Genomic DNA, 20,277 nt, shown 5'->3' with positions numbered 1-20,277 from the left:
CGCCCCGTCACGGCAGTACCCCCGCCCTCCGCGCCGCGACCACCGCCTCCATCCGCGTGTGGGCGCCGAGCTTGCGCATGGCCGAGCGGAGGTAGCCCTTCACGGTCTCGGGGCGCAGCCCGAGCCGACGGGCGGCGGTGGCGTTGGTGGCGCCGGAGGCGACGGCGGCGAGGACGTCGGTCTCGCGGGGGGTGAGGGCGACGCCGGGGACGGGTGCGGCGGGGCCGGAGGCGGTGCGGAGGCGGCCGGCGACGGCGAGCAGCCGGTCCCGCAGGGCCGGGTCGGTGACGTGGGGCGCGAGCTCGCGGAGTTCGCCGTAGGCCTGGCGTACGTCCTCCCAGGAGGGGCCGGGGGAGGGCGGGGTGAGCAGCTCGCGGACCTCGTCCTGGACGGCGAGGGCCTGCTCGACGTCACGCGCGGCGGCGACCGCGGCGTCGAAGATGCGCTCGCCAATCGGCAGGGCGTCGCGGAGGGCCCCGTACAGGACTCCGCGGACCTTGCGGCGTACGACGACGGGGACGGCGATCACGGAGCGGAGGCCCTCGGCGGAGACGGGGACGTCGTACTCGTGGGTGATGTGCTGCGCCGAGGGGTAGTCGGTGACGGCGCACGGCCGGGAGAGGGCGAGGCACTTGCCGCCGAGGCCGGAGCCGGCGGAGATGGCGAGTCCGTGGAGTGCGGGGGTGACGGCCCCGTTCAGCTCGGCGATCCGCATCCCGCGGGCCTCGTGGAGCAGGCCGCCGAAGACCACCGGAAGACCGGTGGCGCGGCGCATCCGCAGCAGCGCGGCACGCAGCTCCACCGATTCGACGTGCTCGCGCACCGTTCTCTCCCCGTCGTCGTTGGCTGGTTCACCCCCGAACGGGGGTAGTGAGACCTGGGTCACCGATTACACGATGTCCAGGACCGGTCCCGCAACGAGGAGGACACATGACGGCAGCGAGCGCGACCAGCGCGACGGAGGCGTTCCGGGCGGCCCGGGACTTCCTGCTCCGGCACCGCGACGACTACGAGACGGCCTACGAGGGCTTCGCCTGGCCCCGGCCCGACCGTTTCAACTGGGCGCTCGAATGGTTCGACGTCATTGCCGAGGGCAACGACCGGACCGCCCTGCACATCGTCGAGGAGGACGGCACCGAGGCGAAGGTCTCCTTCGCGGAGATGTCCGCCCGCTCCAACCAGGTGGCGAACTGGCTGCGCGGCCAGGGGGTGCGCGCCGGCGACCGGATCATCGTGATGCTCGGCAACCAGGTCGAGCTCTGGGAGACCGCGCTCGCCGCGATGAAGCTGCGCGCAGTCCTCATCCCCGCCACCCCGCTCCTCGGCCCCGCCGACCTGCGCGACCGCGTCGACCGCGGCCGCGCCCGCCATGTCATCGTGCGTGCCGAGGACACCGCCAAGTTCGACGAGGTGCCCGGCGACTACACGCGGATCGCGATCGGCGGCGACGGGGTGAACTGGCTCGGCTACGAGCACGCGGCCCAGGAGTCCGCCGACTTCGAGCCCGACGGCGTGACCTTCGCCGAGGACACGCTCATGCTGTACTTCACCTCCGGTACGACCGCCCGCCCCAAGCTCGTCGAGCACACCCACACCTCGTACCCCGTCGGGCACCTCTCGACCATGTACTGGATCGGCCTCAAGCCCGGCGACGTCCACCTCAACATCTCCTCGCCGGGCTGGGCCAAGCACGCCTGGTCCAACCTCTTCGCCCCGTGGAACGCGGAGGCGACCGTTTTCATCCACAACTACACGCGCTTCGACCCGGCGCGGCTGATGGACGAGATGGAACGGAACGGCGTCACCAGCTTCTGCGCCCCGCCGACTGTCTGGCGGATGCTCATCCAGGCCGACCTCGGCCAGCTGAAGACCCCGCCCCGCGAGGTCGTCGCCGCCGGCGAACCGCTCAACCCCGAGGTCATCGAGTCCGTCCGGCGCGCCTGGGGCGTCACCATCCGTGACGGCTTCGGCCAGACCGAGACCGCCGTCCAGGTCTCCAACAGCCCCGGCCAGCGGCTCAAGGAAGGCTCCATGGGCCGCCCGAGCCCCGGCTTCCGGGTCACCCTCGTCGACCCGGTGACCGGACGCCCCGACGCCGACGAGGGCGAGATCTGTCTGGACCTCTCGGCCAACCCGGTGGGCCTGATGACCGGCTACCACGGGGACCCGGAGCGTACGGCCGAGGCGATGGCGGGCGGCTACTACCGCACCGGCGACATCGGCACCCGCGACGAGGACGGCTACATCTTCTACGTCGGCCGGTCCGACGACGTCTTCAAGGCCTCCGACTACAAGATCAGCCCCTTCGAGCTGGAGAGCGCGCTCCTGGAGCACGAGGCCGTCGCCGAGGCCGCCGTCGTCCCCGCCCCCGACCCGGTCCGCCTCGCCGTCCCCAAGGCGTACGTCGTCCTCGCCGCGGGCTGGCAGCCCGACGAGGAGACCGCCAAGGCACTCTTCGCCCACTCGCGCGCGGTCCTCGCCCCGTACAAGCGCGTCCGCCGCATCGAGTTCGCCGAACTCCCCAAGACCGTCTCCGGCAAGATCCGCCGAGTGGAACTCCGCCGCCTCACGGCGGAGGGCGGCGGCAAGGAGTACGCGGAAGGGGACCTCGCGTGAGCCCGGAGCTGTCGTCCATGCAAGGAGACCTCGCGTGAGCCAGGAGCCTTCGTACGCGCACGGTGTGTCCACCACCCCGCTGCTCGGCGACACCATCGCCGGCAATCTCGACCGGGCCGTCGCCGCCTGGCCGGAGCGGGAGGCGCTCGTCGACGTGCCGACCGGCCGCCGCTGGACGTACGCCCAATTCGGCGCGGACGTAGACCGGTTGGCGGACTCGCTGCTCGGCAGCGGGGTGCGGAAGGGCGACCGGGTGGGCATCTGGGCGGTGAACTGCGCCGAGTGGGTGCTCGTCCAGTACGCCACCGCCCGCATCGGCGCGGTCATGGTGAACATCAACCCGGCTTACCGCGCCCACGAGTTGGCGTACGTGCTCAACCAGGCCGAGATCACCCTCCTGTTCGCGTCCCTCGCCCACAAGACCAGCGACTACCGCGCGATGGTCGACCAAGTGCGGCCGGAGTGCCCGCAGTTGCGTGAAGCCGTCTACTTCGGCGACGCGAGCTGGGACGCGCTCCTCGCCCGCACGGCCGGCGAGCTGCGCCCGGAACCGCTGTCCTGCGACGAGCCGGTCAACATCCAGTACACCTCGGGGACCACGGGCTTCCCCAAGGGCGCCACGCTCTCCCACCACAACATCCTCAACAACGGTTACTTCGTGGGCGAGATGATCGCCTACAGCGAGCAGGACCGGATCTGCATCCCGGTGCCCTTCTACCACTGCTTCGGCATGGTGATGGGCAACCTCGCGGCCACCTCCCACGGCGCCTGCATGGTGATCCCGGCCCCCTCCTTCGACGCCGCCGCCACCCTCAGGGCCGTACAGGAGGAGCGCTGCACCTCGCTCTACGGGGTGCCGACGATGTTCATCGCCGAGCTCAACCTGCCCGACTTCGCGACGTACGACCTCTCCTCGCTGCGCACCGGGATCATGGCGGGCTCGCCGTGCCCCGTGGAGGTCATGAAGCGGGTCGTCGCCGAGATGAACATGGCCGAGGTGTCCATCTGTTACGGCATGACCGAGACCTCGCCCGTCTCCACCCAGACCCGCCGCGACGACGACCTGGAACGCCGCACCGGCACCGTCGGCCGGGTCATGCCCCACGTCGAGGTGAAGGTCGTCGACCCCGCCACCGGCCTGACCGTCGCCCGCGGCACGGCGGGCGAGCTGTGCACCCGCGGCTACAGCGTCATGCTCGGCTACTGGGACGAACCCGCGAAGACCGCCGAGGCGATCGACTCCGGCCGCTGGATGCACACCGGCGACCTCGCCGTCATGCGCGATGACGGCTACGTCCAGATCGTCGGCCGCATCAAGGACATGATCATCCGCGGCGGCGAGAACGTCTATCCGCGCGAGATCGAGGAGTTCCTCTACGCCCACCCCAAAATCGCCGACGTCCAGGTCGTCGGCGTCCCCGACGAGCGCTACGGCGAGGAGATCCTCGCCTGCGTCATCCCCCGCGACCCCGCCGACCCACCCACCCTCGACGACCTCACCACCTTCTGCCGCGACCGCCTCGCCCACTACAAGATCCCGCGCCGCATCGAGATCCTCACCGAATTCCCCATGACGGTGAGCGGGAAGGTCCGCAAGGTGGAACTGCGACAGCGGTACGCGGCGGAGTGAGGGTCCGGCCGGTCCGCCGAGCTCGGCGGCGGACCTCGCCGGGCTCCGTCTCAGTCCGCTCGGCGGCGGACGTCGCCGGGCTCCGGTCTCAGCCGACCTCGCGCCGCATGCAGATGCGGGGCCAGGCCGAGAGGCCGTGGGCGGCTTCGGCGCGGCTGATGGCCAGGAGGCCTTCCGTGAGGGCCGGATCGTCGTCGCCGAGGGGGCGGAAGCCGAGGCGGGCGTAGTACGGGGCGTTCCACGGGACTTCGGTGAACGTCGTCAGGGTCAGGGCCGCGAGGCCCTGCTCCCTGGCCGCCGCCGCGAGGTGCTCGATCAGCGCCCGGCCGACACCACGGCGGGCCGCGTCCGGGTGGACCGACACCTGCTCGATGTGGGCCGAGCCGTCGACCGTGTCGGCGAGCAGATAGGCGACCGGGCGGTCGCCGGAGTCCACCGCCACCCACGCGCGGCCCGCGCTGCGGTACGCCTCCAGGACGTCGAGCGGCAGGGGGTCGTCATCGGCGATCGCCGCCATGCCGAGGGAACGGAAGGGCTCGCCCGCCGCCCGTTCGATGTCCTGGAGCAGCGGAAGTTCGGCCGGAGCGGCCGCTCTGATGCGCATAGGACAGTATGACGCGAGGTCACCGGGGAGGGTCCCCCGCGCCCGGACCGGGCTCCGGAGGAGGCCTGTTCGCGCCCATGCTCCTGTACGGGTACGGGTACGGGTCCCCGGCCGGACCTTCGTCGGCGGGGCGGTCGAGCAGGCCGCCCTCGCGGGAGAACCGGGGCAGGAAGAGCGCGAGCGCGGGATCGCCGTACAGGGCGACGTACAGCTGCACGAGATGCCCGTCGGTGACCTCGTGCCGGTGAGCGGGCAGCGGATACCGCTCGCGGAGCTCGTCGAGCAGCAGCCCGGCCGCCCGGGTCGCGGGCGGAAGCCGCAGCAACGCCACCGCCGCCAGCACCGCCGACCCACCGGCCGCCACCGCCGCGGCGATGTGCGCCCCGGACGTCCCGGGCGTGACGAGTCCGGCCGCCGCGCCCGCCACCACCGTCAGCGGTACGCACCCCAGCAGCACCCGCGCCGCCCACAACCGCGCCAGCGGCCGCAGCAGCCCCGCCCCGCGCAGCTCGTCGCGCAGCGCGTCCACCGCCCGACGCGCCTCGGGCCGCGCCGCGAGAGCCCCCAGCGCGAACGCCCGGTGCAGCGCCCCATGCACGCCGAGCTGCACCGGATCACTTGTCCTCCCCGGCCCACCATTGGCCCGAATCGTACGTTTACGCCCCGCCGCCACCGCCCCCCGCTGATGCAGCGCCACCAACGCCACCGTCACCGCCGCCCGCCGCCCACCCCTCAACAACGCCAACGCCTGCGGCCCCGGCACCTCACCCCCCGGCGACGCCCCACTCCCTCGACTGCGGCTTCGCAACAACACCGCCGCGAGCAGCAGTTCCCCCCACGCCGCCCCGATCAACCACCACATCCCCGCCGTCATCTCACCCACCCCCACGGTGAGTTGTGCCCGCCAGACCATGATCCTCACGCCCAAATGGCCGATTCCCACCACCGACCTGTCCCATCCGAGACGCCCACCCCCGCCGCCGCCCGGGCCTCCGTCCCCTACGCCCGTGGTCCTGGCGCCCTGGGCCGCCGCGCCGGCCCCGGGCTCGCCGGGCCGGCCCTCCACGACCGCAGCTCCACCCCGTGGACGAGTGCCTTCGGCCCGCGGGGCCGCCCTGCGGCGACCGGTAGGCCTTGGCGCCCGACCGGTGGGCGGTCTCGCGCCCTGCGTGCCAGCGGACGCCTGCCTCCGGCCCGCAGGGCGTCTGCGTCGACGGGTACGGCTTTGGCGCCCGCCCGGTGGAGGTCTCCCTCTGGCCCGCAGGGTCCTTGAGTCGACCGGTAGGGCCTGGGCGCGCCCGGCCGGTGGGTGCCTGCCTCCGGCGCGCAGCGACTGGTACGGCCTCGCGCCCCACTAGCGGACGCCTGCCGTTGGGCCTGCATGGCCTTGTCGCCCGGCTGGCAGGCGCCTCGGGCCGGTGGCGCGCTGGACTTCGCGCTCGCGGGGTCGGCCCCGCGAGCCCGAAGTCCTGGCCCCGTGGGTGAGTGCCACAGGCCCGGACCCGGGGCCCTGGCTCCGCCCGGCGGGCGCTTGCCTCCGGCCCGGAGGCCTGAGGCGCAGGCGCAGGCGCTTTGGGCGCGCGGCGCCAGCCTTGCGGCTTCGTGGTGCCGGGCTCGCATGCCCGTGCCCCCGTTCCCTGGAGCCGGTAGCAGCAGCTATCGGGCTCGCGGGCCCGACCTGCAGGCGCGCGTCCGCCTCCGGCGCGGAGGAGCGCTTTTCGCCGGGCTCGCATGCCCGTAACCCCGGCCCCGTGGGCCGATGGCAGCAGTTCTCAGGCCCGTGGGCTCGACCTGCGGGTGCGCCGGGCCTGCGGCTTTTCGGCCTTGGGCCCGGGGCCGCGTTTCGCTGGCCGTCAGGCTTGTGTCCCGGTCCTTGGGGCTGGTGGCGGGAGGTCTCAGGCTCGCGGGTTCGACCTGCGGGTGCGCTGGCCTGCGGCCCGCCGGCCTCCGCCCCTGAGGCCCGCTTCGCAGACCGTCAGGCTCGTGCGCCGGGCCTCGCAGTCCCGGGGCTCCAGCCGCCGCAGGCCTGTGGACCCGGCTCCCGTGGTCCCGGAGCCCCAGTCCCGCAGTCGGTGGTGCCTGGCCTACAGGCTCGTGGCGTCAGCCCCTCCGGCTCGTGGGTGGGCCCACCTTCAGGCCCGTAACCCTGGCTCCCGCAGCCTTGCGGCGGCCGGCCTTCAGGCCCGCAGCCCCCGCCCCCCCCGCAGGCCCGTGGCGTCGGCGTCCCAGCCTGCGTAGCCGGCTTCGCGGCTCACGCCCCGCCCGCTGCCAGATCGTCGGCGGGGAGGTTCACGGGTTGTGGGGTTCCGGTGAGGTCGAGGACGAAGAGGGGGAGGCCGATTTCGGCGGCGCGGGAGCGGGCCTCGGGGGTGTAGCCGGCGAGGGAGAAGAAGACGCTCACCGAGGAGGCGCTGAGGCCGTTGAGCCAGAGGCACTCCACCGCGCGGAGCCCGGTCTGCCGGGTGCTCGGGTCGACCTGGGCCACGAGGCCCGGCGCGCGCAGGTCCACGCCGGACACCGGGCGCTCCTCGGGCTGCACGACATCGCGGAAGCCGAGCCACCGCAAGTACCCGGCCGCCGCCGCCACCGCGTCCCGCGCCGTCCTGATCGTCACCGGCCGGAACGCTCCCCGCACCGGGGCCGGTCGTGGTGCCGTCGGCGGCAGCGGAACGTGCGCGGGATACCGCTCCGCGAACGACCGTTGCGCACCCAGCCTCGGCGGCACGCCACCCGCCCCCTGCGGCGGCACCCCCGACGCGCTCTGCGTGGCCGCCCCCGGCCCCCTCCCGAACCAGTCCGACCCGGGCTCGGCCGCCCGCGGCCGCGCGGAACCGGGCGACTCGCCGTCGCCTCCACCGACCCCGAAGCCCATTCCGAGCGGCCCGGCGCCCCCGGCTCCCGCCGCCCCGGAACCGTCCCCGCGCCCGAGCCCGAGCTCCGGCCCGGACCCGCTCCCCAGCCCGTCCCCGTGCCTACTCCCGCCCCCGGGCTCAAGCCCACGCTCGGCCCCGAGCCCATCGTGGGCCCCGGCCCCGAGCCCGTCCCCGGGCTCAAAGCCACCCCCGATCCCGAGCCCATCACCGGCCCCGGCCCCGGTCCCAGCCCCGACCCCACCCCCGAGCCCATCGCCGGCCCCGCCCCCAAGACGGTTCTCGTTCCCGAGTTCGTGCCCGTGCCCGTGCCCGCGCCCGTCCCCGTACCCCGCTCCGTCCCCACCTTCGGCAGCGCCAGCACCCGCACCCGCGCCCCCGGGCCCGCATGCCGTTCCCGGCCACGGCCCGGCATGCCCACCGTCAGCCCCAGGGGTCGAGACGCCCCCGTCGTCCGCACCCCCGTTGCCACCCCGCGGGCCGGCCCCCGGAGCCGTACCGGAGCGGCCACCCGCCCCGGGCACAGGAGACCCGCCAGAGGCGGGCGCAGGCGCGGGCGACGCAGGCGTGGCCGCAGGCTCAGGCGCAGCTGGGGCCACAGGCCCCGGCCCCGGCACCGCCCCCGCCGACGGCCGCCCGTCCCCGCCGTCCAGTCGTGCCGACGGGGCGCCGCCCGGCGTGGCCGTGGGCTCGGTGACCGGGCGGACGGGGACGCGGAGGACGGTGCCGCAGGGGCAGCCGAGTTCGGGGTGGGGCCAGTCGGAGGTGTGGTGGCAGGAGGGGCAGCGGACGGTGACCCATTCGTCGGTCCAGTTGCGGTGGGTGATGGGGGTGGGGGCGGCGCCGGGGAGGAGGGGTGGCGCGATGGGGGTGCCGCAGGCGCAGGGGAAGACGGGTGCGGCGTATGCCTGGGTGCGCAGGCACTCCGGGCAGCGCACTGGTACGGAATCGCCCACAACCAACCCCCTGTCGTTCGGTCCCATCGTCCACCCATCGGCGGCGTCGGGGGAGATGTTCGGCCACTTCGGTGATCCCGTCGGGCGGACTTCTCTTGACGGCTCTCCGGGAGCCCACCTACATTGCTTCCGTATAGCAGAACAGTATTTCCGCATTACGGAAACGGGTCGCGAGAGGCTTCCGGGCCACGGCGCGCACCCCGCATCCGACCGGCCGAAGCAGGAGCACTCCCATGCCTCGTATGACCGCCGCCGCAGCGGCCGTTGAGATCCTCAAGCGCGAAGGCGTCACCCAGGCGTTCGGCGTCCCCGGCGCGGCGATCAACCCCTTCTACCGCGAGCTCAAGAACGTGGGCGGGATCGGCCACACGCTGGCCCGCCACGTCGAGGGCGCGTCCCACATGGCCGAGGGCTACACCCGTGCCAAGGCCGGCAACATCGGTGTCTGCATCGGTACGTCGGGCCCCGCCGGCACCGACATGATCACCGGCCTGTACTCGGCGATCGCGGACTCGATCCCGATCCTGTGCATCACCGGCCAGGCTCCGGTCTCGAAGCTCCACAAGGAGGACTTCCAGGCCGTCGACATCGCGACGATCGCCAAGCCGGTGACGAAGGCCGCGACGACCGTCCTGGAGGCCGCGCAGGTCCCCGGCGTCTTCCAGCAGGCCTTCCACCTGATGCGCTCCGGCCGTCCCGGCCCGGTCCTCATCGACCTGCCGATCGACGTCCAGCTGACCGAGATCGAGTTCGACCCGGAGACCTACGAGCCGCTGCCGGTCTACAAGCCGTCCGCGACCCGCGCGCAGGCCGCGAAGGCGCTGAGCTTCCTGCTGGAGTCGGAGCGTCCGCTGATCGTCGCCGGTGGCGGCATCATCAACGCCGACGCCACCGACCTGCTCGTCGAGTTCGCCGAGCTGACCGGCATCCCGGTCATCTCCACGCTCATGGGCTGGGGCACCATCCCGGACGACCACGAGCTCGCCGCCGGTATGGTCGGCGTCCAGACCGCGCACCGCTACGGCAACGCGACCTTCCTGGAGTCGGACTTCGTCCTCGGCATCGGCAACCGCTGGGCCAACCGCCACACGGGCTACAACCTGGAGGCGTACACCAAGGGCCGGAAGTTCGTCCACGTCGACATCGAGCCCACCCAGCTCGGCAAGATCTTCGCCCCGGACTACGGCATCGCCTCCGACGCCAAGGTCGCCCTGGAGCTCTTCATCGAGATCGCCAAGGAGCTGAAGGCCGCCGGCACGCTGCCGGACTTCTCCGCCTGGGCCGCCTCCGCGCAGGAGCGCAAGGCCACCCTCCAGCGCCGCACGCACTTCGACAACATCCCGATGAAGCCGCAGCGCGTCTACGAGGAGATGAACAAGGCCTTCGGCCCGGAGACCCGTTACGTCACCACCATCGGTCTCTCCCAGATCGCGGCCGCGCAGTTCCTGCACGTCTACAAGCCGCGCCACTGGATCAACTGCGGCCAGGCCGGCCCGCTCGGCTGGACCATCCCGGCCGCCATCGGTGCCGCCACCGCCGACCCGGAGACCCCGGTCGTCGCGCTCTCCGGCGACTACGACTTCCAGTTCATGATCGAGGAGCTGGCGGTCGCCGCCCAGCACAAGGTCCCCTACGTCCACGTCCTCGTGAACAACGCGTACCTGGGCCTCATCCGCCAGGCGCAGGGCGGCCTCGGCATCAACTTCGAGGTCAACCTCGAGTTCGAGAACATCAACACCCCCGAGATCGGCGTCTACGGCGTCGACCACGTCAAGGTCGCCGAGGGTCTGGGCGTCAAGGCCATCCGCGTCACCGACCCGGACAAGCTCGGCGAGGCCCTGGAAGAGGCCAAGAAGCTGGCCGTCGAGCACCAGGTCCCGGTCGTCGTCGAGGCGATCCTGGAGCGCATCACGAACATCGCGATGAGCAAGACGGTCGACATGAGCGACGTCACCGAGTTCGAGGACCTGGCCACCGAGCCCGGCCACGCGCCGACCGCGATCAAGGCCCTTCAGGTCTGATCGTCCCCCTCGTCAGAGGTACAGGCCCCCGCCCCGATGAGCACCGGGACGGGGGCCTCACCCTGTCCGTCACTCCTTCCGTGCCCGTACGAGGACCGCACCCGCCTCCGTCCACTCGTAGAGCACCGAGCGTCCCGCCCGCCCGCGCCGGATGAGCCCGGCGTCCCGCAGCACCTTCAGATGGCGGCCGACCGAGCCGAGGCCCTGCCCGGTGAGGGCCACCAACTGGCTGGTGGACTTGGGGGTTTCGAGACGTACGAGGACGCCGGCGCGGGCGGTGCCGAGCAGCGCGCCGAGCGCCTCGGGCACGGTGGGGCCGGTGCTGTCGGCGAGGACGCCCGAGCAGGCGTAGACGACGGCGAACCGTTCGGTGCCCGCCCAGGACACCCAGCCCGTGTTCGGGGTGACGGGCACGAAGAGCAGCCGGCCGCCGTCGACCGAACGCGGCGGATAGGCGCGGGAGTTGACCTGGAGGCGGCCGTCGCCGAGCCAGCGCAGCTTCCCCGGGCACAGTTCGTCGAGGGCCGCGGCCCAGCCGCCCCGGCTCAGTCGGGCGGTGCGCGCGACCACATCGGCTTCGAGGATCCGGAGGCGGCGCGGCCAGTCGGGAAGCACCGTCTCCCGCCACACCCACGTCAGGATGTCCGCCATCCGGCCCGGAAGGCCCTCGGCCGACCTCAGTGGCTCCGGTACGGGCCCGCCGACCGCCACCTCCAACTGGGCCACGGCGTCGCCCGGTTCGGCGTCCCGGACCGCCACGACCTCGTCCTCGAAGGACCGTCCGTGCTCACCGGTGGGCGTGGGTGTCAGGAAGTCGGCGTTCCAGGTGGGCCCGAGGGCGGCCCGTACGAGCAGCGCGTCGAGCGGCTCGGCGGCGAGCCGTCGCCGGTACGCGGGCAGATGGGCGGCCAGCCAGGTCCGCTCGCCCGGGTGGGTGGCCACGGCCCCGTGCAGCGTCTTGAGCGCGGCGACCGTCTCGGCGAGCGGAGAGACGACGAAGCGGCTGCCGGCCAGCGAGTCCGTACCGATCCGCCACCAGCCCATGCCGCCCACCCCCCTCGTTGGTTTCGCCTCCCCGCGAAACGATATCGCTGTGGCCGGCCGGCTCGGAGACTCCCCACATGTCCCGCTACCGCGCCCTCTTCCGTACCCCCGAGTTCACCCCGCTCTTCCTCGCCGGCTCGGCCCAGACCGCCGCGCAGACCGTCGCCGGACTGGGTCTCGCCACGCTCGTCTTCCGGGCGACCGGCTCCCCGCTGCTCTCCGCCCTGGCGCTCTTCGGCCCTTCGCTCGCCCAGCTCCTCGGGGCGACGACGCTGCTCTCGGCCGCCGACCGGCTGCCGCCGCGCGCCGCGCTCTCCGGCATCGCTCTCTTCTTCGCCCTGGCCACGGCGGTCCTCGCGACCCCCGGTCTGCCCGCCTGGGCGGTCTTCGCGGTCCTCCTCGCGCAGGGGCTCGCGGCCTCGCTGGGCGGCGGCGTGCGGTACGGGCTCCTCAACGAGATCCTGCCGCGCGAGGAGTACCTGCTCGGCCGCTCGGTGCTGAACATGTCCTCCGGCGCCTGCCAGATCGGCGGCTTCGCCACCGGCGGGCTCCTCGTCGCCCTGCTCTCGCCCCGCGGCGCGGTCCTCACCGGCGCGGGTCTGTACCTCGCCGCCGCCGTCCTCGCGCGGTTCGGCCTGGGCGCCCGCCCGCCCCGGGCGCAGGGGCGTCCCTCGGTGGCCGCGACCTGGCGGAGCAACGCCCGCCTGTGGTCCTCGCCCGCCCGCCGCCGCACCTACCTCGCCCTGTGGGTGCCGAACGGCCTGATCGTCGGCTGCGAGTCGCTGTTCGTGCCGTACGCCCCCGAGCACGCCGGGCTGCTCTTCGCCTGCGGCGCGCTCGGGATGCTGGCCGGTGACACCGCCGTCGGCCGCTTCGTACCGGCCCGGCTGCGGGGACGGATCCGCTTCCCGCTCCAGGCGCTGCTCGCGGCCCCGTTCCTGCTCTTCGCCCTCGATCCCGGGCTTCCCCTCGCGATCGGCCTCGTCACCGTGTCGGCGGTCGGGTACGGGGCGAGCCTGCTGCACCAGGAAAGGCTGATGGCGCTCGTGCCCGAGGAGCTGAGCGGCCACGCCCTCGGACTGCACACCTCGGGCATGCTCGCCCTCCAGGGCGCCAGCGCGGCCCTGGCCGGCACCCTCGCCCAGTACACGTCACCGCGTACGGGCATGGTGCTGCTGGCCCTCGCCTCCCTCGCGGTGACGTTCCTGCTGGCCCGGGCCGAGCGGGGCGGCGAGGTCCCTAGCGAGGTGCCGTCGACCGCAGCACGACCGTCTCCTCGCAGGGCCCGTCGGCGAACAGCTTGAGCGCCTCCACCTCGTCCTTGTCGGCCGAAAGGCCCCAGCGGAGCTTGGTCGCCACCCACTCGCCGACGTAACGGCAGTACTGCCCGGCGTCCGACGGCACCCACTCGGCCGGGTCCCGCCCCGCCTTGTCCTTACGGCTCCGGGCCGTGACGGCGACGAGCGTCGCGGCCGCGCCCTGGTCGTTGGCGTACTGCTCGCGGCGCGCCGCGGTCCATCCGGACGCGCCCGACTCCCACGCCTCCGCGAGCGGCACCAGGTGGTCGACGCGCAGGGTCGCCGGATCGGTGACGCTCTGCCCGTCGTAGTAGGAGGTCCAGCGGCCTCCGGCCAGGGCACAGTCCGCCCCCGTCCGCGGCGCGTCGACGGCCTCCGCGAGCAGCACCTCCGCGCGGGTGTCGCAGCCGTCGGCCGGGTCGAGCCCCTCGTTCCAGTGCCGGAACGCGCCCTCCTCGTACCCCTCCGGGTCCTCGGCCGCCTCGGTGAGCACGGCCAGCGCGTCGGGCAGCAGCACGACGTTCGCCGACAGCGCGGGGGAGGGGGCGGCCAGCGGCGACAGGATCAGCGCGAGCGGCGTGAGGCCGCGCATCAGGTTCTTGATCATGTACGAGTGGATAGCTCCGGCCCCCCGACCCGGCCGCCCCGAATCGCGGGCCACTCCGCCGAGCGGGTGCGCATCTTCACCGCAGAAACGATGCGCTGGCCCACTCGTATATACGAAGAAGAGCGCGGAACCAGGGACCGTAAACCTGGTTCCGCGCTCTCCCGCTTGTGACCGCCCGACGGCACGAGGCTGGCGCGACAGGACGTTCGCGCCGCCGGGCGGAGTCTGGGGGCGTTGGGACCGCGGTGGTGCCGACGGGCGGGTCGGCCGGTCCCTTCTTTCAGGTCAAGAAGGGGGGCCTGGCGCCCTTACCACCGCACTGGCTCGGCGCCGCCGCGGTCCTCACGCTTGTCCGGTCCGCCGGCCACCCCTCATCCGGGCCGGCGATCCGGACCGCGTCCGGCACTGACCTCCCGTCAGGTGCCGTACGCAGTCTTGGTGTTGCCGAGGATCAGTCCTCGCGCAGGGCGCGGACCGCCTCGGCCACGCGCTTGCCGTAGTCCGCGTCGGCGGCGGCGAAGTGCGCGAGGTTCTTCTCGATGACGTCCTCGCGGGAGACCTGGGAGAGGCCGCCGGCGATGTTGGCGACCAGGCGCTTCTTCTCGTCCTCGGACATCAGGCGGTAGAGCTCGCCGGCCTGGAAGAAGTCGTCGTCCTTGGTGTGCGCGGGCGCCTCGTGGGTGCCGGTCCAGCCGTGGATCGCGAGCGGCGCGGAGAGCGCGGCGTCGGTCTGGGCCGGGCCCTGGTACGAGTTGGGCTCGTAGTTCTTGTCGTGGCGCGAGCCGTTGCGCAGCGCCATGGCGCCGTCGCGGCCGTAGTTCTGCGCGGTGGTCGCCTTGGGGGCGTTCACCGGGAGCAGGGTGTGGTTGACGCCGAGGCGGTAGCGGTGGGCGTCCGCGTAGGCGAAGAGGCGGCCCTGGAGCATCTTGTCCGGCGAGGGGCCGATGCCCGGCACGAAGTTGTTCGGCGAGAAGGCGGCCTGCTCGACCTCGGCGAAGACGTTCTCCGGGTTGCGGTCGAGGACCAGGCGGCCCACGCGCTGGAGCGGGTAGTCGCTGTGCGGCCACACCTTGGTGAGGTCGAACGGGTTGAAGCGGTACTCCGCGGCCTCGGCGGCCGGCATGACCTGGACGTACAGGGTCCAGCTCGGGTTCACGCCGCGCTCGATGGCCTGGAGCAGGTCGGTCTGGTGCGAGTTGGCGTCCTTGCCGACGAGCTCGGCGGCCTGGTCGGCGGAGAGGGAGCGGATGCCCTGGTTCGTCTTGAAGTGGTACTTGACGAAGAAGGCCTCGCCCGCCTCGTTGGTCCACTGGTAGGTGTGCGAGCCGTAGCCGTTCATGTGGCGGTACGAGGCGGGGATGCCGCGGTCGCCCATGAGCCAGGTGATCTGGTGGGTCGCCTCGGGGGCGTGGGCCCAGAAGTCCCAGACGTTGTCCGCCTCCTGCTTGCCCGTGAAGGGGTCGCGCTTCTGGGAGTGGATGAAGTCGGGGAACTTGATCGGGTCCTTGATGAAGAACACCGGGGTGTTGTTGCCGACGAGGTCGTAGTTGCCCTCTTCGGTGTAGAACTTCAGCGCGAAGCCGCGGGGGTCGCGCACCGCGTCCGCGCCGCCGAGCGAGTCGGCCACGGTGGAGAAGCGGATGAAGGTCTCGGTCTTCTTGCCGACCTCGCCGAGGAAGTTCGCCTTGGTGTAGGCGGTGACGTCGTCGGTGACCTCGAAGTAGCCGTACGCGCCGGAACCGCGGGCGTGCACCACGCGCTCCGGGATCCGCTCACGGTTGAAGCGCGCGAGCTTCTCCAGCAGGTGCTGGTCCTGCAGGAGGATCGGGCCACCGACGCCGGCGGTGGCGGAGTTCTGGTTGTCGGCGACGGGGGCGCCGGACTCGGTCGTAAGCACGCGCTTCGACATCGTGACCTTCCGTACGGGAGCTCTGCTGACGGTCCGAGGAGCGTAAATTCGGCTGGAACGTAACGTCAACAGTTTGTTGAAAAGGAAGTGTGGTGTTCCGGCCGGCGGCGACGCCTTGGGCGCGACAGGACAGGTGTCAGCGCCGCCGCCGGCCGGAATTCAGGGGCCCCGGGTGGGGGCGGGTGGGTCAGACCTGGGCGCCGGAGAGGCGCTCGACGGCGCGCAGCAGGGCCGAGTGGTCCAGGCCGCCGTCACCCTGGGCGCGCAGCGAGGCGACGAGCTGGGCGACCACGGCGCCGACCGGGAGGGCCGCACCGACGTTGCGGGCGGCGTCGGTGACGATGCCCATGTCCTTGTGGTGCAGGTCGATCCGGAAGCCGGGCTTGAAGTCCCGGTTCAGGAAGTTGTCCTTCTTGCGGGTCAGCACGGTCGAGCCGGCCAGGCCGCCGTTGAGGACGTCCAGGGCGGCCTGGAGGTTCACGCCGGACTTCTCGAGGAAGACGACGGCCTCGGCGCAGGCCTGGATGTTGACCGCGACGATCAGCTGGTTGGCCGCCTTCACCGTCTGGCCGGAGCCGTGCGGGCCGCAGAGCACGATGGTCTTGCCGAGGGCCTCCAGGATCGGGAGCGCCTCGTCGAAGTCGGCCTGCTCGCCGCCGACCATGATCGAGAGCACGGCCTCGATCGCGCCGGCCTCGCCGCCGGACACCGGGGCGTCGATGACGCGGATGCCCTTCTCGGCGGCGTTCTTGGCGAGGTCCACCGAGGTCTGCGGGGTGATCGAGGACATGTCCACGATCAGCGCGCCCTGCTTGGCGTTCTCCAGGATGCCCTCGGGGCCGTAGGAGATGGCCTCGACCTGCGGGGAGGCGGGCACCATCGTGATGATGACGTCGGCGTCCTTGACGGCCTCGGCGATCGAGGAGGCGGCGCTGCCGCCGGCCTTGGCGAGCCGGTCCAGCTTGTCCTGCTCCAGGGTGAAGCCGGTGACCGAGTAGCCGGCCTTCAGGAGGTTCTCGGACATGGGGGAGCCCATGATGCCGAGGCCGATCCAAGCGATCTTGGGGAGGTTGCTCATGAGGGTGCCTCTCAAAACAAGGTGGTACGGGGAGGGAGCCTGCGTCAGCGGGCCGGGCGGGCCTCTGCGGGCAGCCACTCGAAGGAGGCGGCGGCGTCGGCGGCCTTGTACTCCAGGCCGACCCAACCGTCGTAACCGGCCTTCCGCAGCTCGTCGAGCAGCTGCTCCAGGGGGAGCTCGCCGGTGCCCGGGGCGCCGCGGCCCGGCATGTCGGCGATCTGCACGTGCCCGGTCTTGTCCGCGTGGTCCGCGATGACCTGGGAGACGTTCTCGCCGTTCATGGCCAGGTGGTAGATGTCGAGGAGGAACTTGGCGTTGCCGAGGCCGGTGGCTGCGTTCACCTTGTCGACGACCTCGATCGCGGAGGGGGCGCTCACCAGCGGGTAGAGCGGCGACTCCGGCTTGTTCAGGGTCTCGACGAGGAGGATCGCGCCGATCCGGTCGGCCGCGCGGGCCGCCAGGACCAGGTTCTCCAGGGCGAGGGTGTCCTGGATCTGCGGGTCGACGCCCTCGACGCGGTTGCCGTAGAGCGCGTTGAGCGCCTTGCAGCCGACCGAGGCGGCGAAGTCGGCGGCCACCTCGATGTTGGCGCGGAAGCGGTCCGACTCGTCCCCGGGTACGGAGAGGGCTCCGCGGTCGGGGCCGGGCAGCTGCCCGGCGTAGAAGTTCAGTCCCACCAGCTGGGTGCCGGCGTCCTCAAGAGCCTTCTTGAGGGCGTCGAGCTCGCTCTGCTCGGGGGTGGCGGTGTCGATCCAGGGCCACCACAGCTCGACCGCCGTGAAGCCCGCCGCGGCGGCGGCCGCGGGGCGCTCCAGGAGCGGGAGTTCCGTGAAGAGGATCGACAGGTTCACATCGAAGCGCTGGTCCGTGAATCCCATGAGGGGTGCGCTCCTTCCGTATTGCGGAAGTAAGTTTCTGTCTGACGGAATGTTGCAAGGGGGTTGCCGCACTTGTCAAGAGGTCCCCGCAGGTCCGGGGCTGCCGCCGGCCGGATCGGGGCCGTACTTTGGGTCCATGGAGCGTTTGAGAGTGGAGTTCACGACCGAGCCGTTCGACCTCGACGAGGCACCGGCGCACGCGGTCGTGGCCCGTGAGGTCATCCAGTCGGCCGAACTGGACGCGGTCGACGTCGGCCCCTTCGGCAACACGGCGGAAGGCGGCGCCGACGCGGTGCTCACCGCGGTCGACGCGCTGCTGCGCAAGTCGCTCGCCGCCGGCGCCACCCGCGTCTCGCTCCAGGTCAACGTGATCGGGGAGGACGAGAAGTGAGCGAGCACCCTTTGGCCGCGGCCGTGAAGCCCCTGGTGGACGCCATGGGCGCCGAGCTGCTCGTCCCCGCGCAGGCGGAGGCCGACGACGTCGTCCTGTCCTGGGAGGGTGAGGACGTCCTCGCCGTACGGCTGCCGCAGCTCTCCGACTCCCTCGATCACATCCTGGCGGCGATGGAGCGGCGGCACGGGATGCCGCTGGCCGAACTCGATCGCAAGGCCAAGCAGGAGGTCGTCCGGCTCCTGGAGGCGCGCGGCGCCTTCTCCGTACGGCACGGGGTGGAGACGGTGGCCGGGGCACTGGGTGTCAGCCGGTTCACCGTGTACAACTACCTGAACAGGGAGACCGCCCTGAACAGGGAAAAGGCCGCCAAGAGCGACTAGTTGATCATGTATGGCCACAAGCCGTCGTCCGGATGTCGGGACGACGGCTTTTGTGTGGCCGAGTTTTCAACAAAGTGTTGACGTTGTGTTGCGGAGGGCGTTAGCTATCCGCAGCCCGTCCGACGCACAGCGAAAAACAGCCACGGAGGCTTCCCGTGACTTCAGGAACGACACCGGGCCTCACCCGGTTCAACACCTCGGCGGACAGCGAGGCCGTCGCCGCGCTCCACGAGGTGTGCTCCAGCTCGGCGTGGGGGAGCAAACTGCTCGCCCAGCGCCCGTACGCCACCGCCGAAGCCCTCTTCCTCGCCAGCGACGCCGCCATGGCCGAACTGACCGCAGAGGACCTGGCCGACGCGATGGCGGGCCACCCGCCGATCGGTCGTCCGAAGGCAGGGGACCCGACCTCCTCCCGCGAACAGAGCGGGATGGCCGGCGCCTCCACGGAGCTCAAGGCCGAGATGCTCGAACTCAACCTGGCCTACCAGGAGAAGTTCGGACATGTCTTCCTCATCTGCGCCACCGGCAGGACCGGCGAGCAGATGCGTGACGCGGTCCGGGAGCGGATCGGGAACTCGCCCGACCAGGAGCGGGAGATCGTCCGCACCGAACTGGGCAAGATCAACCGCATCCGCCTCACCCGTCTCGTAGAAGAAGAGGGCTCCGCATGAGCACCGACACCACCGCCTCGGTGTCCACGCACATCCTGGACACCAGCATCGGCCGCCCGGCCGAGGGCGTGGCCATCACGCTCGCGGCCCGCAGCGGCTCCGACGCCGAGTGGGTCACGCTCGGCGGCTCCGCCACCGACGCGGACGGGCGCTGCAAAGACCTGCCGGCGCTGCCGGAAGAAACCACCCACGTACGTCTCGACTTCGAGACCGAGACGTACTTCGCCAAGAAGCAAGCCGAGGCGCAGCAGGACGCCCCCCGCGTAAGGGACAGCGGTGCGTTCTTCCCGGAGGTGGCGATCACGTTCGCCGTCAAGCCGGGCGAGCACTACCACGTACCGCTGCTGCTCAACCCGTTCGGCTACTCCGTTTACCGAGGGAGCTAGCAGACATGCCCACGATTCTCGGCCAGAACCAGTACGGCAAAGCAGAGAACCGCGTCGTCAAGATCACGCGGGACGGCGCCACCCACCACATCAAGGACCTGAACGTCTCCGTCGCCCTCTCCGGCGACCTCGACGACGTCCACCTCACCGGCTCCAACGCCCACTGCCTCCCCACCGACACGACGAAGAACACCATCTTCGCGTTCGCCAAGGAGTACGGCATCGAGTCCGCCGAGCAGTTCGGCATCCACCTCGCCCGCCACTTCGTGACGAGCCAGGAGCCGATCAAGAAGGCCCGCATCCGGATCGAGGAGTACTCCTGGGAGCGCATCGCCTCCTCGGACGCCAACTCCAAGTTCATCGGCTCGGACGAGGTCAACCACTCCTTCGCCCGCAAGGGCCAGGAGACCCGCGTCACCCAGATCACCTACGACGGCGAGAAGTTCGAGGTCATCTCCGGCCTCAAGGACCTCGTCGTCATGAACTCCACCAACTCGGAGTTCTGGGGCTACATCAAGGACCAGTACACCACCCTCCAGGAGGCGTACGACCGCATCCTGGCCACCCAGGTGTCCGCGCGCTGGCGCTTCAACTGGACCGACGACGAGCAGCGCATGCCCAACTGGGAGCGGTCCTACGAGCAGACCAAGAAGCACATGCTCGAGGCCTTCTCGGAGACGTACTCGTACTCCCTCCAGCAGACGCTGTACCAGATGGCCACGCGCATCATCAACCACCGTTCGGAGATCGACGAGGTCCGCTTCTCGCTCCCGAACAAGCACCACTTCCTCGTCGACCTGGAGCCCTTCGGCCTCAAGAACGACAACGAGGTCTACTACGCCGCCGACCGCATGTACGGCCTCATCGAGGCCACCGTCCTCCGCGACGGAGCCACGGCGCTCATCCCGGTCGACATGACCAACCTCTAAGCGGCA

Annotated in this window: 18 protein-coding genes; 9 read left to right on the top strand and 9 right to left on the bottom strand. The window is 71.8% G+C overall.

Annotated elements, in window-relative coordinates; all coding sequences use genetic code 11:
• Window positions 1-7: 7 nt before the first annotated feature.
• Window positions 8-823 (bottom strand): helix-turn-helix transcriptional regulator, encoded by an 816-nt coding sequence (locus ACZ7G1_RS09150; RefSeq protein ID WP_470880678.1) that lies wholly within the window; start codon window positions 821-823, stop codon window positions 8-10.
• A gap of 107 nt (window positions 824-930) precedes the next feature.
• Here ACZ7G1_RS09150 and ACZ7G1_RS09145 point away from each other — a divergent pair, with 107 nt between their 5' ends.
• Both ACZ7G1_RS09145 and ACZ7G1_RS09140 read left to right on the top strand, forming a co-directional pair.
• A complete protein-coding gene (locus tag ACZ7G1_RS09145; protein ID WP_470880680.1) occupies window positions 931-2,616 on the top strand; it encodes an AMP-binding protein in 1,686 nt (561 codons plus the stop codon).
• Between the two features lie 34 nt (window positions 2,617-2,650).
• Window positions 2,651-4,246, top strand: a complete 1,596-nt coding sequence (locus ACZ7G1_RS09140) for an AMP-binding protein (protein ID WP_470880682.1) — start codon at window positions 2,651-2,653, stop codon at window positions 4,244-4,246.
• Window positions 4,247-4,334: 88 nt separating this feature from the next.
• Here the strand turns inward: ACZ7G1_RS09140 and ACZ7G1_RS09135 are convergent, their stop codons facing one another.
• The 3 genes from ACZ7G1_RS09135 to ACZ7G1_RS09125 form a co-directional block, all read right to left on the bottom strand.
• Entirely contained in the window at window positions 4,335-4,850 is a 516-nt protein-coding gene (locus ACZ7G1_RS09135) for a GNAT family N-acetyltransferase (RefSeq protein ID WP_470880684.1), read from the bottom strand.
• A gap of 19 nt (window positions 4,851-4,869) precedes the next feature.
• On the bottom strand, window positions 4,870-5,712 hold the full coding sequence (locus tag ACZ7G1_RS09130) for a TIGR04222 domain-containing membrane protein (protein ID WP_471204032.1): 843 nt from the start codon (window positions 5,710-5,712) through the stop codon (window positions 4,870-4,872).
• A gap of 1,389 nt (window positions 5,713-7,101) precedes the next feature.
• Window positions 7,102-7,464 (bottom strand): hypothetical protein, encoded by a 363-nt coding sequence (locus ACZ7G1_RS09125; protein WP_470880686.1) that lies wholly within the window; start codon window positions 7,462-7,464, stop codon window positions 7,102-7,104.
• Between the two features lie 1,454 nt (window positions 7,465-8,918).
• Here ACZ7G1_RS09125 and gcl point away from each other — a divergent pair.
• Window positions 8,919-10,697 carry a glyoxylate carboligase gene (gene gcl / locus ACZ7G1_RS09120; RefSeq protein ID WP_470880735.1) on the top strand — a complete coding sequence of 593 codons (1,779 nt, stop codon included), beginning with the start codon at window positions 8,919-8,921 and terminating at the stop codon, window positions 10,695-10,697.
• A 69-nt stretch (window positions 10,698-10,766) separates the two neighbouring features.
• On the opposite strand, the gene ACZ7G1_RS09115 is transcribed toward gcl, so the two are convergent.
• On the bottom strand, window positions 10,767-11,741 hold the full coding sequence (locus ACZ7G1_RS09115) for an ArsR/SmtB family transcription factor (protein WP_470880688.1): 975 nt from the start codon (window positions 11,739-11,741) through the stop codon (window positions 10,767-10,769).
• Window positions 11,742-11,818: 77 nt separating this feature from the next.
• On the opposite strand from ACZ7G1_RS09115, the gene ACZ7G1_RS09110 reads away from it, so the two are divergent.
• Window positions 11,819-13,045, top strand: a complete 1,227-nt coding sequence (locus ACZ7G1_RS09110; protein ID WP_470880690.1) for an MFS transporter — start codon at window positions 11,819-11,821, stop codon at window positions 13,043-13,045.
• On the opposite strand, the gene ACZ7G1_RS09105 is transcribed toward ACZ7G1_RS09110, so the two are convergent.
• From ACZ7G1_RS09105 to ACZ7G1_RS09090, 4 genes are all read right to left on the bottom strand, one after another.
• Entirely contained in the window at window positions 12,981-13,646 is a 666-nt protein-coding gene (locus tag ACZ7G1_RS09105) for an HNH endonuclease (protein ID WP_470880692.1), read from the bottom strand. The two genes, ACZ7G1_RS09110 and ACZ7G1_RS09105, sit on opposite strands and share 65 nt — an antisense overlap.
• A 451-nt stretch (window positions 13,647-14,097) precedes the next feature.
• Window positions 14,098-15,555, bottom strand: coding sequence for a catalase (locus tag ACZ7G1_RS09100; RefSeq protein WP_470880694.1), 1,458 nt, complete (start codon window positions 15,553-15,555; stop codon window positions 14,098-14,100).
• A gap of 187 nt (window positions 15,556-15,742) precedes the next feature.
• Window positions 15,743-16,633: a 2-hydroxy-3-oxopropionate reductase gene (locus ACZ7G1_RS09095; RefSeq protein ID WP_470880696.1), complete on the bottom strand. Its 891-nt coding sequence runs from the start codon at window positions 16,631-16,633 to the stop codon at window positions 15,743-15,745.
• Between the two features lie 44 nt (window positions 16,634-16,677).
• Window positions 16,678-17,511, bottom strand: a complete 834-nt coding sequence (locus ACZ7G1_RS09090; protein ID WP_470880698.1) for a TIM barrel protein — start codon at window positions 17,509-17,511, stop codon at window positions 16,678-16,680.
• 136 nt (window positions 17,512-17,647) lie between these two features.
• Here ACZ7G1_RS09090 and ACZ7G1_RS09085 point away from each other — a divergent pair, with 136 nt between their 5' ends.
• The 5 genes from ACZ7G1_RS09085 to pucL all read left to right on the top strand — a co-directional run bounded on the left by ACZ7G1_RS09085 (window position 17,648) and on the right by pucL (window position 20,271).
• The gene (locus ACZ7G1_RS09085) at window positions 17,648-17,902 is read left to right on the top strand and encodes a YkoF family thiamine-binding protein (RefSeq protein ID WP_470880700.1); all 255 of its coding nucleotides are present in this window, start codon (window positions 17,648-17,650) and stop codon (window positions 17,900-17,902) included.
• 44 nt (window positions 17,903-17,946) lie between these two features.
• Window positions 17,947-18,285 carry a helix-turn-helix domain-containing protein gene (locus ACZ7G1_RS09080; protein WP_470880737.1) on the top strand — a complete coding sequence of 113 codons (339 nt, stop codon included), beginning with the start codon at window positions 17,947-17,949 and terminating at the stop codon, window positions 18,283-18,285.
• Between the two features lie 155 nt (window positions 18,286-18,440).
• On the top strand, window positions 18,441-18,956 hold the full coding sequence (gene uraD, locus ACZ7G1_RS09075; RefSeq protein WP_470880701.1) for a 2-oxo-4-hydroxy-4-carboxy-5-ureidoimidazoline decarboxylase: 516 nt from the start codon (window positions 18,441-18,443) through the stop codon (window positions 18,954-18,956).
• On the top strand, window positions 18,953-19,342 hold the full coding sequence (uraH, locus tag ACZ7G1_RS09070; protein WP_116158141.1) for a hydroxyisourate hydrolase: 390 nt from the start codon (window positions 18,953-18,955) through the stop codon (window positions 19,340-19,342). The genes uraD and uraH overlap by 4 nt, the downstream gene beginning before the upstream one ends.
• Before the next feature lie 5 nt (window positions 19,343-19,347).
• Entirely contained in the window at window positions 19,348-20,271 is a 924-nt protein-coding gene (gene pucL / locus ACZ7G1_RS09065; RefSeq protein ID WP_376437737.1) for a factor-independent urate hydroxylase, read from the top strand.
• The last annotated feature ends 6 nt before the right edge of the window (window positions 20,272-20,277 follow it).

The sequence above is a fragment of the Streptomyces sp. NPDC037273 genome (assembly GCF_055603625.1).
The sequence above is the reverse complement of the archived record's forward strand: the minus strand, read 5'-3'. Positions and strand labels throughout refer to the sequence as shown.

Excerpts from the sequence above, each read along its gene's own strand:
- ACZ7G1_RS09105 (WP_470880692.1), bottom strand. The coding sequence starts at position 13,646 with ATGATCAAGAACCTGATGCGCGGCCTCACGCCGCTCGCGCTGATCCTG.
- ACZ7G1_RS09085 (WP_470880700.1), top strand. The coding sequence starts at position 17,648 with ATGGAGCGTTTGAGAGTGGAGTTCACGACCGAGCCGTTCGACCTCGAC.
- ACZ7G1_RS09095 (WP_470880696.1), bottom strand. The coding sequence starts at position 16,633 with ATGAGCAACCTCCCCAAGATCGCTTGGATCGGCCTCGGCATCATGGGC.
- ACZ7G1_RS09145 (WP_470880680.1), top strand. The coding sequence starts at position 931 with ATGACGGCAGCGAGCGCGACCAGCGCGACGGAGGCGTTCCGGGCGGCC.
- ACZ7G1_RS09090 (WP_470880698.1), bottom strand. The coding sequence starts at position 17,511 with ATGGGATTCACGGACCAGCGCTTCGATGTGAACCTGTCGATCCTCTTC.
- ACZ7G1_RS09115 (WP_470880688.1), bottom strand. The coding sequence starts at position 11,741 with ATGGGCTGGTGGCGGATCGGTACGGACTCGCTGGCCGGCAGCCGCTTC.
- pucL (WP_376437737.1), top strand. The coding sequence starts at position 19,348 with ATGCCCACGATTCTCGGCCAGAACCAGTACGGCAAAGCAGAGAACCGC.
- ACZ7G1_RS09100 (WP_470880694.1), bottom strand. The coding sequence starts at position 15,555 with ATGTCGAAGCGCGTGCTTACGACCGAGTCCGGCGCCCCCGTCGCCGAC.
- ACZ7G1_RS09130 (WP_471204032.1), bottom strand. The coding sequence starts at position 5,712 with ATGTGGTGGTTGATCGGGGCGGCGTGGGGGGAACTGCTGCTCGCGGCG.
- gcl (WP_470880735.1), top strand. The coding sequence starts at position 8,919 with ATGACCGCCGCCGCAGCGGCCGTTGAGATCCTCAAGCGCGAAGGCGTC.
- uraH (WP_116158141.1), top strand. The coding sequence starts at position 18,953 with ATGAGCACCGACACCACCGCCTCGGTGTCCACGCACATCCTGGACACC.
- ACZ7G1_RS09110 (WP_470880690.1), top strand. The coding sequence starts at position 11,819 with ATGTCCCGCTACCGCGCCCTCTTCCGTACCCCCGAGTTCACCCCGCTC.
- ACZ7G1_RS09080 (WP_470880737.1), top strand. The coding sequence starts at position 17,947 with ATGGGCGCCGAGCTGCTCGTCCCCGCGCAGGCGGAGGCCGACGACGTC.
- ACZ7G1_RS09135 (WP_470880684.1), bottom strand. The coding sequence starts at position 4,850 with ATGCGCATCAGAGCGGCCGCTCCGGCCGAACTTCCGCTGCTCCAGGAC.